The organism is Streptomyces sp. NPDC088116 (assembly GCF_044741745.1).
In the GTDB taxonomy this organism is placed as follows: Bacteria; Actinomycetota; Actinomycetes; order Streptomycetales; family Streptomycetaceae; genus Streptomyces.
This window is the reverse complement of the sequence record NZ_JBIUTF010000005.1, coordinates 324341-339757: the sequence shown is the minus strand read 5'-3', so window position 1 is coordinate 339757 and position 15417 is coordinate 324341. Positions and strand designations below refer to the sequence as shown.

Annotated in this window: 16 protein-coding genes; 7 read left to right on the top strand and 9 right to left on the bottom strand. The window is 67.0% G+C overall.

Annotated elements, in window-relative coordinates; all coding sequences use genetic code 11:
- Positions 1-21 precede the first annotated feature (21 nt).
- From sigM to trxA, 4 genes are all read left to right on the top strand, one after another.
- Positions 22-726 carry an RNA polymerase sigma factor SigM gene (sigM, locus tag ACIOJD_RS22075; protein WP_401916225.1) on the top strand — a complete coding sequence of 235 codons (705 nt, stop codon included), beginning with the start codon at positions 22-24 and terminating at the stop codon, positions 724-726.
- On the top strand, positions 723-1676 hold the full coding sequence (locus ACIOJD_RS22070; protein ID WP_401916222.1) for a hypothetical protein: 954 nt from the start codon (positions 723-725) through the stop codon (positions 1674-1676). The genes sigM and ACIOJD_RS22070 overlap by 4 nt, the downstream gene beginning before the upstream one ends.
- 120 nt (positions 1677-1796) lie before the next feature.
- On the top strand, positions 1797-2771 hold the full coding sequence (gene trxB, locus ACIOJD_RS22065; protein ID WP_401916219.1) for a thioredoxin-disulfide reductase: 975 nt from the start codon (positions 1797-1799) through the stop codon (positions 2769-2771).
- Between the two features lie 42 nt (positions 2772-2813).
- On the top strand, positions 2814-3146 hold the full coding sequence (trxA, locus tag ACIOJD_RS22060; RefSeq protein ID WP_401882357.1) for a thioredoxin: 333 nt from the start codon (positions 2814-2816) through the stop codon (positions 3144-3146).
- 109 nt (positions 3147-3255) lie between these two features.
- Here trxA and ACIOJD_RS22055 read toward each other — a convergent pair whose 3' ends face one another.
- The 9 genes from ACIOJD_RS22055 to rpmH form a co-directional block, all read right to left on the bottom strand.
- Positions 3256-3873 carry a GNAT family N-acetyltransferase gene (locus ACIOJD_RS22055; RefSeq protein WP_401916216.1) on the bottom strand — a complete coding sequence of 206 codons (618 nt, stop codon included), beginning with the start codon at positions 3871-3873 and terminating at the stop codon, positions 3256-3258.
- A 303-nt stretch (positions 3874-4176) separates the two neighbouring features.
- Complete coding sequence (locus ACIOJD_RS22050; protein WP_401916214.1) at positions 4177-5277, bottom strand: ParB/RepB/Spo0J family partition protein; 1101 nt, start codon at positions 5275-5277, stop codon at positions 4177-4179.
- On the bottom strand, positions 5274-6350 hold the full coding sequence (locus ACIOJD_RS22045; RefSeq protein WP_401917100.1) for a ParA family protein: 1077 nt from the start codon (positions 6348-6350) through the stop codon (positions 5274-5276). The genes ACIOJD_RS22050 and ACIOJD_RS22045 overlap by 4 nt, the downstream gene beginning before the upstream one ends.
- Positions 6351-6615: 265 nt before the next feature.
- On the bottom strand, positions 6616-7332 hold the full coding sequence (gene rsmG, locus ACIOJD_RS22040; protein ID WP_401916211.1) for a 16S rRNA (guanine(527)-N(7))-methyltransferase RsmG: 717 nt from the start codon (positions 7330-7332) through the stop codon (positions 6616-6618).
- A gap of 106 nt (positions 7333-7438) precedes the next feature.
- Positions 7439-7963 (bottom strand): protein jag, encoded by a 525-nt coding sequence (locus tag ACIOJD_RS22035; protein ID WP_401916208.1) that lies wholly within the window; start codon positions 7961-7963, stop codon positions 7439-7441.
- Positions 7964-7977: 14 nt separating this feature from the next.
- Positions 7978-9258 carry a membrane protein insertase YidC gene (gene yidC / locus ACIOJD_RS22030; protein ID WP_401916205.1) on the bottom strand — a complete coding sequence of 427 codons (1281 nt, stop codon included), beginning with the start codon at positions 9256-9258 and terminating at the stop codon, positions 7978-7980.
- A 3-nt stretch (positions 9259-9261) separates the two neighbouring features.
- Positions 9262-9621: a membrane protein insertion efficiency factor YidD gene (gene yidD / locus ACIOJD_RS22025; RefSeq protein WP_401882342.1), complete on the bottom strand. Its 360-nt coding sequence runs from the start codon at positions 9619-9621 to the stop codon at positions 9262-9264.
- Positions 9618-9989, bottom strand: coding sequence for a ribonuclease P protein component (rnpA, locus tag ACIOJD_RS22020; protein WP_401916202.1), 372 nt, complete (start codon positions 9987-9989; stop codon positions 9618-9620). Before rnpA ends, yidD begins: the two co-directional genes overlap by 4 nt.
- Before the next feature lie 26 nt (positions 9990-10015).
- Entirely contained in the window at positions 10016-10153 is a 138-nt protein-coding gene (gene rpmH, locus ACIOJD_RS22015; RefSeq protein WP_030354375.1) for a 50S ribosomal protein L34, read from the bottom strand.
- A 361-nt stretch (positions 10154-10514) separates the two neighbouring features.
- On the opposite strand from rpmH, the gene dnaA reads away from it, so the two are divergent.
- The 3 genes from dnaA to gnd all read left to right on the top strand — a co-directional run bounded on the left by dnaA (position 10515) and on the right by gnd (position 15363).
- Positions 10515-12290 carry a chromosomal replication initiator protein DnaA gene (gene dnaA, locus ACIOJD_RS22010; protein WP_401916199.1) on the top strand — a complete coding sequence of 592 codons (1776 nt, stop codon included), beginning with the start codon at positions 10515-10517 and terminating at the stop codon, positions 12288-12290.
- Between the two features lie 975 nt (positions 12291-13265).
- Complete coding sequence (gene dnaN / locus ACIOJD_RS22005; protein ID WP_401916196.1) at positions 13266-14396, top strand: DNA polymerase III subunit beta; 1131 nt, start codon at positions 13266-13268, stop codon at positions 14394-14396.
- 79 nt (positions 14397-14475) lie between these two features.
- On the top strand, positions 14476-15363 hold the full coding sequence (gene gnd / locus ACIOJD_RS22000) for a phosphogluconate dehydrogenase (NAD(+)-dependent, decarboxylating) (RefSeq protein ID WP_401916193.1): 888 nt from the start codon (positions 14476-14478) through the stop codon (positions 15361-15363).
- Positions 15364-15417: the final 54 nt, after the last annotated feature.

Sequence of the window (15417 nt, the reverse complement as noted above, 5' to 3'; positions counted from 1 at the left end):
GACAGGGGAGGGGGCTCACCGTTGGACGACGCCGCACTCGGCGATACAAGCGACCAGGACCTCCTGAGCGCTCATGTTGATGGCCACCCTCACGCGTTCGGTGAGCTGGTACGGCGCCACCGCGACCGGCTCTGGGCGGTTGCCCTTCGTACTCTGGGCGACCGCGAGGAAGCGGCCGACGCGGTTCAGGATGCGCTGGTCTCCGCCTTCCGGGCGGCCCATACCTTCCGTGGTCAGTCCGCCGTGACCACCTGGCTGCATCGCATCACGGTCAATGCCTGCCTGGACCGGGCTCGGAAGGCCGCCTCCCGCAAGACTTCCCCCATGGACGACACCGAGCGGCTGGAACAGCTTCTTGAGCCCCATGAGTCGGCCGAGGCCCCTGCCGAGCGCCAGGACCTCAACCGGCAGCTCCTGGCGGCTCTGGCCAAGCTTCCAGCCGACCAGCGCGCGGCCTTGGTACTCGTCGACATGCAGGGCTATCCCGTGGCCGAGGCCGCGGCAGTCCTGGATGTGCCCGTCGGAACGGTGAAGAGCCGCTGCGCACGCGGCCGGGCCAGGCTTCTGCCCATGCTCACTCATCTGCGCGGGGACGCCGGGGATAACAGCGGTCTCGGCAGGGGAAGGAACCGGGCGCCGGGGACATCCGTCCCACCGGCATCAGCGCCAAGGGATTCAGGACCAAGCGATCCTGCTGCAGTGAAGGGCGGAGGTGGGCGCACGTGACATCGACGACCGACACGGCTCAGCACCCGGATGTCTCGGAGATCTCTGAACTGGCGGAGGGGCTGCTCTCGCCGTCCCGCACGGCCGACATACGGCGCCATCTCGACGGCTGCCCGCTGTGCGCCGATGTCCACGACTCCCTCGCAGAGATCAAGGGACTACTCGGTACCCTCCCCGGGCCACCACGGATGCCGGCCGAGATCGCGGGACGTATCGATGCCGCGCTGGCGGCTGAGGCGCTCCTGGACTCGACCGCGACCCGCGAAACCGCACCGGTCGACACGGCGCTCGGGAAGACCGGGCATGTTTCACGTGAAACAACGCCCGATCCTCGGACGTCAGCGTCGGCCGCCGCAGCGGAACCTGTACGAGCCGACCGCCCCGCCGGCCGTCCGAGGGCCGCTACCGGCCCCGGCCGGGCCGGATACACGCGCCGTCGGCGCCGTATCGCGGTACTGGGGGCCGTCTTCGGAACCGCCGCAGTGGGGGTCAGCCTTCTGGTGCTCCAGGCGTTCCAGGCCTCGAACGAGAGCAGTACCGACAAACAGGCCGCTTCGGGGGTGAATTCCACTGCGAGCACCGGGGAGGAATTCTCCGAGGCACGCCTCCAAGGACGCGTGGACGCGCTGCTGGCATCCGATCGTCCGGCCGGAGAGTCCAAGACTCAACAGGAGGATGGCTCGAGCAGCGACCGGAGCATGTCGAACGCTCCACTGCTCGAGCCCGAACCCGAGGTGCCTTCCTGTGTTCAGCAGGGCACCGGCCGCACCGAGGCCGCGCTCGCAGCCGAGCAAGGCAGGTACCAAGGCAGCCGTGCCTACCTCGTCGTCCTGCCGCACCCTGCAGACAGCACCCGGGTCGAGGCGTATGTGATCGATGCGACATGCGTTGACAGCGCCCCCTCGTCCAAAGGGAAACTCCTGCTGACGCACTCCTACCCCCGCCGCTGACGACACCCTGCCGTGCCGCCGGGACACCTCGGGAATGCAAGACCCGTAGGATCCGTTGGATGGGGTGAAAGTCGTTGATCCGGCCCCAGTAGGCAGTCTGCAGAGACGAGGAAGAAACCCGTGAGCGACGTCCGTAATGTGATCATCATCGGCTCCGGGCCCGCCGGCTATACGGCCGCGCTGTACACCGCGCGCGCATCGCTGAAGCCGCTGGTCTTCGAGGGCGCCGTCACCGCCGGTGGTGCGCTGATGAACACCACCGATGTGGAGAACTTCCCGGGGTTCCGCGACGGCATCATGGGCCCGGACCTGATGGACAACATGCGGGCACAGGCGGAGCGTTTTGGCGCCGAGCTCGTCCCGGACGATGTCATCGCTGCCGACCTCACCGGCGACATCAAGACGGTCACCGACACGGCCGGCACGGTGCACCGCGCCAAGGCAGTGATCGTCACAACCGGCTCCCAGCACCGCAAGCTCGGCCTGCCCAATGAGGACACCCTGTCCGGGCGCGGCGTCTCCTGGTGTGCCACCTGTGACGGCTTCTTCTTCAAGGACCAGGACATCGCCGTCGTCGGTGGCGGCGACACCGCGATGGAGGAAGCCACCTTCCTTTCGCGCTTCGCCAAGTCCGTCACGATCGTCCACCGCCGGGACACGCTGCGTGCCTCCAAGGCCATGCAGGACCGTGCCTTTGCCGACCCCAAGATCAAGTTCGCCTGGGACAGCGAGGTCGCGGAGATCCACGGCGATCAGAAGCTCTCCGGTCTGACCCTGCGCAACACCAAGACCGGTGAGACTTCCCCGCTCTCCGTGACCGGCCTATTCATCGCGGTGGGCCACGACCCGCGGACCGAGCTCTTCAAGGGGCAGCTCGACCTGGATGACGAGGGCTACCTCACCGTCGCTGCCCCGTCGACGCGGACGAACCTGTCCGGGGTCTTCGGCGCCGGCGATGTCGTCGACCACACCTACCGTCAGGCGATCACGGCTGCGGGCACCGGATGCTCTGCCGCTCTCGACGCCGAGCGCCACCTCGCCGCGTTGGGCGACAGCGAGGCGACCGCCGAGCCGGAGAAGACCGCCACCGTCTGATCGTCCAACCCGACATACACCCACGATTTTAAGGAGGCCGCCGTGGCCGGCGACCTGAAGCATGTGACCGACGACTCCTTCGAAGAGGACGTCCTGAAGAGCGACAAGCCCGTACTGGTGGACTTCTGGGCCGCCTGGTGCGGACCGTGCCGTCAGATCGCTCCGTCGCTCGAGGCCATCGCGGCCGAGCACGGCGACAAGATCCAGATCGTCAAGCTCAACATCGACGAGAACCCGGCCACCGCAGCCAAGTACGGCGTGATGTCCATCCCGACGCTGAACGTCTACCAGAACGGTGAGGTTGCCAAGACCATCGTCGGCGCCAAGCCCAAGTCCGCGCTCGTGAAGGAGCTGGAGGGCTTCATCAGCGAGTAGGACAGTCGACGGTCGGCAGCGGTCGGCCTTCGATGTTTCACGTGAAACGGGCCCGTTCCTCCAGCTGGGGGATCGGGCCCGTTTGATGTCTCGTCTTCCTTCATCAGACTCAGAGCGGCCTCAGCGCCGGTTCCTTCTTCACCGCGCCCAGCAACCGGTCCAGAGCCAGCTCCACATCTTCCTTCCAGGAAAGCGTGGTCCGCAGTTCCAGCCTCAACCGTGGATACCTCGGATGTGGGCGCACGGTCTTGAAGCCCACCGCCAGTAGATGATCGGCGGGCAGCACGCAGGCCGGTTCCTTCCAGCGGGCGTCACCGAAGGCCTCAATCGCCTTGAACTCGCGTCGCAGCAGATCTTTGGCCACGGTCTGCACCATCACACGACCGAGTCCCTGCCCTTGGTAACCGGGCCTGATCCACGCGGTCATGAGCTGGACCGCGTCCGGAGAGACCGGGCTCGTCGGGAAGGCCGTGGACCGCGGCACGTATGCCGGCGGCGCGTACAGAACGAAACCGACCGGCACATCGTCGATATAGACGACCCGGCCGCAGGATCCCCACTCCAGCAGAACGGCCGAGATCCAGGCCTCTTTCTCCGCCTCGGCCCTGCCCGCCCTTACTGCGGCTTCCCCGCTGACCGGATCAAGCTCCCAGAAGACACACGCACGGCAGCGCTTGGGGAGGTCCGGAAGGTTGTCCAGCGTGAGCGGTACCAGCCGACGCCCCATGGAGGCAGTTCCTCACTTCCCTCGCCCGTCGCGTCACGGGCGGCAGTCAGCGCACTCCGTTCCCGAAGCAGACTGCCGACGAAGCCGCCGAGCACGCCAAGACCCAGTCCAGCTGACACCAATTGGTTGCGGCTCACCGCTCGCATGGCCTCCGCTCTCCTTCTGAGGTGGATCAACGTGGATGCGCCATACCAGAACGCATCGTATCCACCCAGAGGTTTCCGGCACACCGAGGGACAGCAAAGGGCGGGCCGCTTTCCAGTCAGCATGGAACACGGCCCGCCCGGTGGCTACGTGAGAGCCTCAGCTCTCGTCGTCCTCTCCAGCACCCTCTTCCTCGGAAAGGCTCTTCTCCAGGACACGCCCCTCGCCCGGTGCGAGCGTGCCAAGAATCCGGTCCAGATCGTCTACCGAGGCGAACTCGACGACGATCTTTCCCTTCTTCTGTCCCAGGTCGACCTTCACCCGGGTTTCGAAGCGGTCCGAGAGACGCGATGCCAGATCGGTCAGCGCCGGAGAAAGCCGGGCGCCGGCTCGGGGCCCCTTCGACTTCGGGGTGCTCTGAGGACGCGACCCCATCAGGGTCACGATCTCCTCGACCGCTCGGACCGAGAGTCCTTCGGCCACGATGCGATGCGCCAGGCGGTCCTGTTCCTCTGAGTCCTCCACCGCGAGAAGCGCCCTCGCATGACCGGCCGACAGCACACCGGCGGCAACCCTGCGCTGCACAGGGGGAGAAAGCCGCAGCAGACGAAGCGTGTTGGAGACCTGCGGACGCGAGCGCCCGATCCGGTCGGCCAGCTGGTCATGCGTGCAGTTGAAGTCCTTGAGCAACTGGTCGTAGGCCGCGGCCTCTTCCAGCGGGTTCAGCTGGGCGCGGTGCAGGTTCTCCAGCAGCGCGTCAAGCAGCAGCTTCTCGTCGTCCGTGGCACGGACGATCGCGGGAATGCGTTCCAGACCGGCTTCCCGGCACGCCCGCCAGCGCCGCTCACCCATGATGAGCTCATAGCGCTCCGGCCCTACCTGCCGTACGACAACCGGCTGGAGGAGCCCGACCTCCTTGATGGACGTGACCAGCTCGGCGAGTGCGTCCTCGTCGAACACCTCACGGGGCTGCCGGGGGTTCGGCGTGATGAACCCGATCGGCACTTCGGCGAAGTGCGCCCCGGCCGTCGGCGCGGGCGCCGGCTCCTGCTCCGGAGCCGCGGTCTCCGTGTCCGGCGGCATAGCGGCCTGCGGCAGCGATGTCACCTTCGCGGCGGCAACACCCCGGTCCGTGGTCAGCACCGGAGCCGCTCCAGGAGAAGCCGAGGCCACTCCGGCGGCGGGCACCTGCTTCTCCTGCGGAGCGGCAGGGATCAGCGCACCGAGCCCACGCCCCAATCCTCTACGTCGCTCGCTCACTGGATCCCCTCCGACATGGTCTGCTGGCTGTTCTGGCTGCCCATATGGACCTGCTGGGCGTCATAGTGCACCCCAACCCCCCTTAGAGCGATCTCACGGGCGGCTTCGAGGTACGACAGAGACCCGCTGGACCCCGGGTCATACGTCAGCACCGTCTGGCCATAGCTCGGCGCCTCCGAGATACGTACGGACCGAGGGATGCTCGTCCGCAGAACCTCCTTGCCGAAGTGGCTGCGCACTTCGTCCGCCACCTGCGAGGCGAGTCGCGTCCTGCCGTCGTACATGGTGAGCAGGATCGTCGACACATGCAGCGCGGGATTGAGATGTCCTCGCACCAGGTCGACGTTCCGCAGCAACTGCCCCAGACCTTCCAGCGCGTAGTACTCGCACTGAATGGGGATCAGCACCTCGGCACCGGCGACCATTGCGTTGACGGTCAGCAGGCCGAGCGAGGGCGGGCAGTCGATGAGGATGTAGTCCAACGGCTGCTCATATGCTTCGATCGCCCGCTGTAGTCGGCTCTCCCGTGCCACGAGCGACACCAACTCGATCTCCGCACCGGCGAGATCGATGGTGGCCGGGGCACAGAAGAGACCTTCGACGTCCGGGACTGGCTGGACCACTTCCGAGAGTGGCTTGCTCTCCACCAGGACGTCATAGATCGAGGGAACTTCGGCGTGATGGTCGATCCCGAGCGCCGTGGAGGCGTTGCCCTGTGGATCGAGGTCGATCACCAGAACGCGCGCGCCATGGAGCGCGAGCGAAGCGGCGAGGTTGACCGTTGTCGTCGTCTTCCCCACGCCGCCCTTCTGATTGGCGACGACCATGACACGCGTCTGTTCCGGGCGGGGCAGGCCCTCGCCGGCGCGGCCCAGTGCCTCCACCGCCAACTGGGCAGCTCGGCCAATAGGGGTGTCGTCCATCGGGGGCGGTGTTTCACTTGAAACATCCTCCCCCGCCGACTCGGTACGGGGACCGGGGACCGGATCGGTCATCGGTCCCGCGATGTTGGCGTCGGACCGCAAGGATTCACTCTCCTCGACTTCAGACTCGCAATGAACAGAGCCTGCCATGCTTTCGGGGTCGTGAACCAGCGAGGCCCGTGGTTCTGTGGAGGAATCCACTTCTGTGGACAACCCCGTCCCTCTTTCGAGGGGCTTCCGGCCGCGCGGCGTGGAAGCCGCGCGGCCACGGCTGATGATTCCCTGCAGCAGTGAGCGACGTTTCACGTGAAACACGATGCACTCGCCGCAGAGCTAGACCGTCACGACACTCCGCAATGCATGGGTATGGCAGCTTGTATGGAGCATCACTGATAGGCAGTGCGAACTGTACGGCTCAACGGCGACGCCTCACACGCCCCGCACGGGCGGCCTTGGCCTTCTTCGTAGCGAACCTCACGCCACCGGGGCTCTCCCCGACCTCCACCCGCACCACGGTGGCCAGCGGGTCGACGATGCCTTCTCCGACATGCACAACCGAGGTGTCCACCACACCGAGTTTGCTGAGCGCCGCGCGGGCGCCCTGGATCTCCTCCTCGGCCGTGTCGCCTTTGAGTGCCAGCATCTCGCCGTACGGGCGCAACAGCGGCACCCCCCAACCGGCCAGCCGATCCAGCGGAGCCACCGCGCGGGCTGTCACCACATGTACCGGTTGCAAGGTGCCGAGGACCTCCTCGGCCCGGCCACGTACGACAGTCACATGCTCCAGGCCCAGCAGCTCGACCACTTCCTGGAGAAAGTTCGTGCGCCGCAGCAGGGGCTCCAGCAGCGTGATCTTCAGGTCCGGCCGTACCAGCGCCAGCGGGATTCCGGGAAGCCCCGCACCCGAGCCGACATCGCAGACCATGACGCCCTCAGGTACGACCTCGGAGAGCACCGCGCAGTTCAGCAGGTGCCGCTCCCACAGCCGTGGGACCTCACGTGGACCGATCAGTCCGCGCTTGACCCCGGCGTCCGCCAGCAGCTCCCCGTAGCGGACAGCTTCCGGAAAGAACTCACCGAAAACAGTGCGTGCCTCTTCCGGTGCGGGGGGAAGCTCTGCTGCCTCCGTCACGGGAACCGTCCTTCCATACCGATCCACCGACTGGTGGCTGAACTATCAGGCTGACAAAGTTCGGCCCCGCCTGCGTAACAGACGGGGCCGAAAAGCAAAGGACCACTCAGGCAGGGAGCACCACGACGAAGCGCTGCGGCTCTTCGCCCTCGGACTCGCTGCGCAGACCGGCGGCCGCGACCGCGTCATGCACGACCTTGCGCTCGAAGGGTGTCATGGGGTTCAGCTTCACCGGCTCACCGGTGGACTTCACCTCGTCCGCGGCCTTGGCGCCCAACTCGGCCAGTTCGGTGCGCTTCTTGGCCCGAAAGCCCGCGATGTCCAGCATCAGCCGGCTACGGTCCCCGGTCTCCCGGTGCACGGCGAGCCGCGTCAGCTCCTGAAGCGCCTCCAGCACCTCACCGTCGTGTCCGACAAGCTTCTGCAGATCCCGGCCACTCGAGTCGCTGATGATCGAGACCGCGGCCCGGTCGGCCTCGACGTCCATGTCGATATCACCGTCGAGATCGGCGATATCGAGCAGGCCCTCGAGGTAGTCGGCCGCGATCTCCCCTTCCTGTTCCAGGCGGGTCAGGGTGTCGCTCCCCTCGACGCCGGACTCGGGGGCGGCGGAGATGGTGCCTTCCGTCACGGATGGACTCCTTCTTACTTCTTGGACGGGTGCTTGGGCCGCTGCTGGCCCTTACGCTGCCCCGACTTGGCTTGGCGTGCGGAACCGGCGGCGGGCTTGCCCGACGGCTGGGACGTGGTGTCCTGCGACTCGTCCTTCTTCTGCAACGAGGTCTTCGCCGCCTCACCGGCGGCCTCGGAGTCCTTGGCCTGCGCCGGCTTGTCCGTGCCCGGGTGAGTGGCGGCGGCCTGCCGCTTCGCCTTGGTCTGACGCTTGGGCTGCTGCCGCTTCGCCGCACTGCCGGACTCGGCCTCGGCGGCCGCGGTGTCGCTCTTGACCACCGTGCCGTCGGCCTGCGCGGCCAGGCCCACCTTCGCCAGGCCCGTGATGAACTTGCGCTCGTTGTCATTGCGGTCGGGCCCCTTGGCCACGATCGCCTGGACGATGCCGCGCTTACGGCGGGACCGCACCTCGGTGTGCGAGGTGATGCTCTTCAGCAGGCGCTGGAGGTACTGGTCCTGCGCCTTGCTGCCCGGCGTGGGGTTCTGGTTGATCACGTACATCTGCTGGCCCATGGTCCACACGTTGGTGGTCAGCCAGTAGACGAGCACACCCACGGGGAAGTTGACACCCGTGACAGCGAAGATCAGCGGGAAGATGTACATCAGCATCTTCTGCTGCTGCATGTACGGCGTCTTGACCGTCAGGTCGACGTTCTTGGTCATCAGCTGGCGCTGCGTGTAGAACTGCGACGCCGACATCATGACGATCATGATCGCGGTGACGATGCGTACATCGGTGAGCGTGGCGTTCAGGGACGCCACCTTGTCACTGCTGTCCAGGAACTTCGCGGCCAGCGGGGCACCGAAGATGTGTGCCTGCCGCGCGCTGTCGAGCAGCCCCTGGTTGATGACGCCGATGGTGTTGCCGTTGGCGATGCTGGAGAGCACGTGGTACAGGGCGAAGAAGAACGGCGACTGCGCCAGGATGGGAAGACACGAGGAGAGCGGGTTGGTGCCCGTCTCCTTGTACAGCTTCATCATCTCTTCGGACTGCCGCTGCTTGTCGTTCTTGTAGCGCTCCTGGATCGCCTTCATCTTGGGCTGGAGCACCTGCATGTTCCGGGTCGACTTGATCTGCTTCACGAAAAGCGGGATCAGGCAGATCCGGATCAGCACCACCAGGGACACGATGGACAGTCCCCAGGCCCAGCCCGTGTCGGGGCCGAAAATCATCCCGTACAGCGAGTGGAACTGGACGATGACCCATGAAACAGGTGTGGTGATAAAACTGAAGAAACTGGCAATCGTGTCCACTAATCAGGCTCCTTGAGCATTGGGCGAGGTCTCTGCGGCCGAGCTGGGGGTGTCGGGGGCCGGTCCCCCGGAAGGCACGCCGGCAGCGGAGTGCCCGCCCTTTCTGCCGCGCCACGCATTGCGCAGCAGTTCATGCCAGCGAGGCCGTCTGCGTGGCGGGACATGGTCCACACCACCCGGCGACCACGGATTGCACCGCAGAATGCGCCAAGCGGTCAGCGCCGTGCCCTTCACCGCGCCATGCCGGTCGATGGCCGTATATCCGTAGTGCGAACACGACGGGTAGTACCGGCAGACAGGCCCGAGAAGCGGGCTGATCGTCCACTGGTACAACTTGATCAGGGCAAGCAGCGGGTATTTCATCGCGCGCCCCCTCCCAGCAGCCGCCGAAGAGCGGCGTCCAGGTCTTGGGCCAGCTGTGCATGGTCGGCGTCGCCCGCTCCGGGCAGCGCCCGTACGACAACCAGGCTACCGGGGGGCAGCGAGGACAGTCGGTCGCGTATCAGGTGACGAAGTCGGCGCTTCACCAGGTTGCGTACAACAGCTCCACCCACGGCTTTGCTTACGACGAAACCCGCACGCGTCGGGGAAGCGCTCTCCCCAGGCGCGTGCGGGTCCGTTGCACCGCTGCGTAGATGGACGACGAGAAGCGGGCGTCCGGCCCGGCGTCCTCGGCGTACCGCGGTCGCGAAATCTTCGCGCCGCCTCAGCCGATTCTCGGTAGGCAGCACGTCATGACCTGTTGGCGTTCAGGCGATCAGGCGGACAGACGGGCGCGACCCTTGCCACGGCGGGTCGCGAGAATCGCGCGGCCGGCACGGGTACGCATGCGCAGCCTGAACCCGTGGGTCTTGGCGCGACGACGGTTGTTCGGCTGGAAGGTGCGCTTGCTCACTCGGGGGCTCCAGAAAATGATGTGTGTGATGGCGGGACATCGCCTGGCTGTCACCGTGCGCCCACGAGAAGCTCGCGATCACGCCCGAGCGCACCGCTTCACAACCACAGATCGTGATCTTTGCCCATCGGAGGCAGGCGGCAGCAGCCATCGACAACTCGACCTGGTCACGGTACGCGCGGCTACGCCATCCGGTCAAACCAGCTCTGTGCCGGACTCCATTGTGCACAGGCTGTGGACAACAACTTGAACCACGTGGGCCGCCTGACTACCGTGGCCGGACTCCGGCTCATTTCCTGCCGGTCTTCCCACCCCGTCCCGAGAACCACACATTCGTGGGACCTGCGAGAGAGCGTGCCTTGTGGCTGATGTACCTGCCGATCTTGCCGCAGTGTGGCCACGAGTGCTGGAGCAACTCCTCAGGGAGGGCCAGCAGGGCGTAGAGCCCAAGGACAAGCAGTGGATCGAACGCTGCCAGCCGCTCGCCCTGGTCGCCGACACCGCACTGCTGGCCGTCCCGAACGAGTGGGGCAAGCGGGTTCTCGAAGGTCGCCTCGCCCCGCTCATCAGCGAGACCCTGAGCCACGAATGCGGCCGGCCCATCCGGATCGCCATCACCGTCGACGACTCCGCCGGCGAACCCACGCCGCCGGCCCCGCCGCTGCCCCAGCAGCACCGCTACCAGGGCCCGCAGCACGACGAGCCGCGGCAGGGCGATACATACGACGGCTACGGACACCGCCCGTCGGACGACGGCATGCCGTCGGTACGGCCCGCGTACCCGGACTACCAGCAGCAGCGCCCCGGCGCCGGCGCATGGCCGCGTACCCAGGAGGACCTGTCCTGGCAGCAGCCCCGGCTCGGCGGTTACCAGGAGCGCGACCCGTACGCCACCGCCCGCCCCCAGCAGCCGCAGCACGACTACCGCCAGCCGCAGGGGCCCGAGCACTCCCCGTACGATCAGCACACCGACCGGCACGACCTCCAGGGCCCCCAGCCGCCCCGGCACGGCGGCGCGCACAGCGTCGGCCGCACCGGGACGCGCGGCGGGGCGCCGGGGCCGCTGGGTGCCCAGCCCGCTCCCGCGCCGGGACCCGGCGAGCCGCATGCCCGGCTCAATCCCAAGTACCTCTTCGACACCTTTGTCATCGGCGCGTCCAACCGGTTCGCGCACGCGGCGGCGGTCGCCGTCGCCGAGGCACCGGCCAAGGCGTACAACCCGCTCTTCATCTACGGGGAGTCCGGGCTCGGCAAGACGCACCTGCTCCATGCCATCGGGCACTACGCGCGCAGCCTCTACCCCGGCACGCGGGTGCGGTACGTGAGCTCGGAGGAGTTCACGAACGAGTTCATCAACTCGATCCGTGACGGCAAGGGCGACACCTTCCGCAAGCGTTACCGCGATGTCGACATCCTCCTGGTCGACGACATCCAGTTCCTGGCGAGCAAGGAGTCGACCCAGGAGGAGTTCTTCCACACCTTCAATACGCTCCACAACGCCAACAAGCAGATCGTGCTGTCCTCGGACCGGCCGCCCAAGCAGCTGATCACCCTGGAGGACCGGCTGCGCAACCGCTTCGAGTGGGGACTGACCACCGATGTCCAGCCGCCGGAGCTGGAGACCCGTATCGCGATCCTCCGTAAGAAGGCGGTACAGGAGCAGCTGAACGCCCCGCCCGAGGTGCTGGAGTTCATCGCCTCGCGGATCTCCCGCAACATCCGCGAGCTGGAGGGCGCGCTGATCCGGGTCACCGCGTTCGCGAGCCTGAACCGGCAGCCGGTGGATCTCGGTCTCACCGAGATCGTGCTCAAGGATCTGATCCCGGGCGGCGAGGACGCCGCCCCCGAGATCACCGCGAGCGCCATCATGGCGGCGACCGCCGACTACTTCGGTCTGACGGTGGAGGACCTCTGCGGCTCGTCGCGGAGCCGGGTGCTGGTGACGGCGCGGCAGATCGCGATGTACCTGTGCCGCGAGCTGACCGATCTCTCACTGCCCAAGATCGGTGCGCAGTTCGGCGGCCGCGACCATACGACCGTGATGCACGCGGACCGGAAGATCCGCGCGCTGATGGCCGAGCGGCGCTCCATCTACAACCAGGTCACCGAGCTGACCAACCGCATCAAGAACGGCTGACACAGCCTGCGCACGGCCTCTGCGAAGGGCGCTCCGGGACCACCGTCCGACTCACGGTCCCGGGGCGCCCTTCGCCGTCCCACGAGCCGCTGGATGATGCCGCCGGAGCCCTTGAATCGACGGTCCGCACGTCCGGTCCGGCGCTCTGAGGGGGGTCCGCGGATGGTCCACGAGTGGTCTGCGGGCGGTCCATGGGCCCCGCGCGAACCCCGTCGGCGTGTCGCTTCCCGCCCCCGCTGTTCGAATACGGCGCCACGCGGAGGTCTTCTCCACAGATCGGGGAGAAATCTTCCGTCCACAGCCTGGGGACAGGGAAGTTGTCCAGACCGTGTCCACAGCCGCACCTCTTGGAAGATCATCGGGCCAGGTCAAGTCCCTGTGGAATTGTGGTTGACGCCGCTCCACAGACTGTGGACGAAAAAGTCTTCCACAGGCAGCCCGCTTCGTTGTCCACCGGCGGCCCACAGGCAGAGCTTCATTGCCCACAGCTTCTCCACAGCCCTGTCCACTGTTCGGCAACGAAACGCCCGGCATCGCTGAGTCGAGTGAAAGGCGTCACACCAAGGAGGTCGGTTGGGCTGTGGGGAACGTGGGTAAAGCTGGGGACAGCGCTGGGGAGAAGTACCTGTGTCCTGTGCATCGGGTGTGCAGAACTTTCGCCCGTCCACAGAACGACCCGGTTGTCCACGGCTGCCGCCCACAGGGTCGGTGGACAAAAAAACGGGTCTGACCTGCGCGGATGGCGTTATCCACGGTTTCCACAGGCCCTACTACTACTCCCACTCAGAGTTAACGAGGAATCCGCTTCGAAGAAGGCCCTGTGCACAACTCGGCCCCGGAGCCTCCGGCACCTGTGACAACGACTTGACCCGCAGCCGCACCGACTGTCGGTGCCGTGCGTCAGACTGGTCCCCGGCATCACAGCCGACGACGAAGGCCAGCAGGGCGAGCCAGCAACAGCAGGAGGCGGTTCCGGTGAAGATCCGGGTGGAGCGCGATGTACTCGCGGAGGCGGTGGCCTGGGTGGCCCGTAGCCTCCCGGCCCGTCCGCCCGCGCCCGTACTTGCGGGCCTTCTGCTGAAGGCGGAGGAGGGCGCACTCAGCTTCTCCAGCTTCGACTACGAGGTGTCGGCGCGGGTCTCGGTGGACGCGGAGGTGGAGGAGGACGGCACCGTCCTCGTCTCCGGCCGGCTCCTCGCCGACATCTGCCGGGCCCTGCCCAACCGCCCGGTCGAGATCTCCACAGACGGTGTACGGGCGACCGTGGTCTGCGGTTCCTCGCGGTTCACGCTCCACACCCTTCCCGTGGACGAGTACCCCGCGCTGCCGCAGATGCCGACGGCGACGGGCACCGTTCCCGGTGAGGTCTTCGCCTCGGCCGCCTCCCAGGTCGCCATCGCCGCGGGCCGTGACGACACGCTGCCGGTGCTCACCGGCGTACGGATCGAGATCGAGGGCGACACGGTCACCCTGGCCTCGACCGACCGTTACCGCTTCGCGGTCCGTGAGTTCCTCTGGAAGCCGGAAGCCCCGGACATCTCCGCGGTCGCTCTGGTCCCCGCCAAGACGCTGCTGGACACCGCCAAGGCGCTCACCAGTGGTGACACGGTCACCCTGGCGCTCTCCGGCGCGGGTGCCGGTGAGGGGCTGATCGGTTTCGAGGGCGCGGGACGGCGCACCACCACGCGGCTGCTCGAAGGCGATCTGCCGAAGTACCGCACGCTGTTCCCCACCGAGTTCAACTCGGTGGCGGTCATCGAGACCGCCCCGTTCGTCGAGGCGGTCAAGCGTGTGGCCCTGGTGGCCGAGCGGAACACCCCGGTGCGGCTCAGCTTCGAGCAGGGCGTGCTGATCCTGGAGGCGGGCTCCAGCGACGACGCACAGGCTGTGGAGCGGGTCGACGCGCAGCTCGACGGCGACGACATCTCGATCGCCTTCAACCCGACCTTCCTGCTGGACGGCCTGAGCGCGATCGACTCGCCGGTCGCTCAGCTCTCCTTCACGACGTCCACGAAGCCGGCGCTGCTCAGCGGCCGGCCGGCCGTCGACGCGGAGGCGGACGAGGCGTACAAGTACCTGATCATGCCGGTACGCCTGAGCGGCTGACCCCACAGGTGAGTGTCCAGGTCCGGGCGTAGGCTCGGGCCTGGGTACGAATCGCCACAACGCTTAAGGAAAACGCCTGATGGAGCTCGGTCTCATCGGTCTCGGCAAGATGGGCGGCAACATGCGCGAGCGCATTCGCCGCGCGGGCCACACCGTCATCGGTTACGACCGCAATCCCGACCTCGCCGATGTGCACAGCCTTCAGGAGCTGGTGGGCAAGCTCAAGGGCCCGCGGGTGATCTGGGTGATGGTTCCCGCCGGTGCCGCGACGCAGGCCACCATCGACGAGCTGGCCGAGCTGCTCTCCCCGGGCGATGTGGTGGTGGACGGCGGGAACTCCCGCTGGACGGACGACGAGAAGCACGCGGTGGAGCTGGGCATCAAGGGCATCGGCTTCGTAGACTGCGGTGTCTCCGGCGGCGTCTGGGGCCTGGAGAACGGCTATGCGCTGATGTACGGCGGCACGCCGGAGCATGTCGAGCGGGCACAGCCGATCTTCGACGCGCTCAAGCCCGAGGGCGAGTTCGGCTCCGTACACGCCGGCAAGGTCGGCGCGGGCCACTTCGCCAAGATGGTCCACAACGGCATCGAGTACGCCATGATGCAGGCCTATGCCGAGGGCTGGGAGCTGCTGGAGAAGGTCGACTCGGTCACCGATGTCCGTGAGGTCTTCCGCTCCTGGCAGGAGGGCACGGTCATCCGTTCCTGGCTGCTGGACCTGGCGGTCAACGCGCTCGACGGCGACGAGCACCTGGACCAGCTGCGGGGCTACGCGGAGGACTCCGGTGAGGGCCGCTGGACGGTCGAGGCCGCCATCAACCACGCGGTGCCGCTTCCCGCTATCACCGCGTCCCTGTTCGCGCGATTCGCGTCCCGGCAGGACGACTCGCCGCAGATGAAGATGGTCGCCGCGCTGCGCAATCAGTTCGGCGGCCACGCGGTCGAGTCGAACAAGCCCATGAAGTAGGCCCCAGCAGTAGGAAGGCTCCCGCACGCGCGCGTGCGGGAGGCGGAACGTTCA

Coding starts and splice junctions, on each gene's coding strand:
- ACIOJD_RS22055 (WP_401916216.1), bottom strand. CDS start 3,873: ATGGGGCGTCGGCTGGTACCGCTCACGCTGGACAACCTTCCGGACCTC.
- ACIOJD_RS22045 (WP_401917100.1), bottom strand. CDS start 6,350: ATGGCAGGCTCTGTTCATTGCGAGTCTGAAGTCGAGGAGAGTGAATCC.
- yidD (WP_401882342.1), bottom strand. CDS start 9,621: ATGAAATACCCGCTGCTTGCCCTGATCAAGTTGTACCAGTGGACGATC.
- gnd (WP_401916193.1), top strand. CDS start 14,476: ATGGAGCTCGGTCTCATCGGTCTCGGCAAGATGGGCGGCAACATGCGC.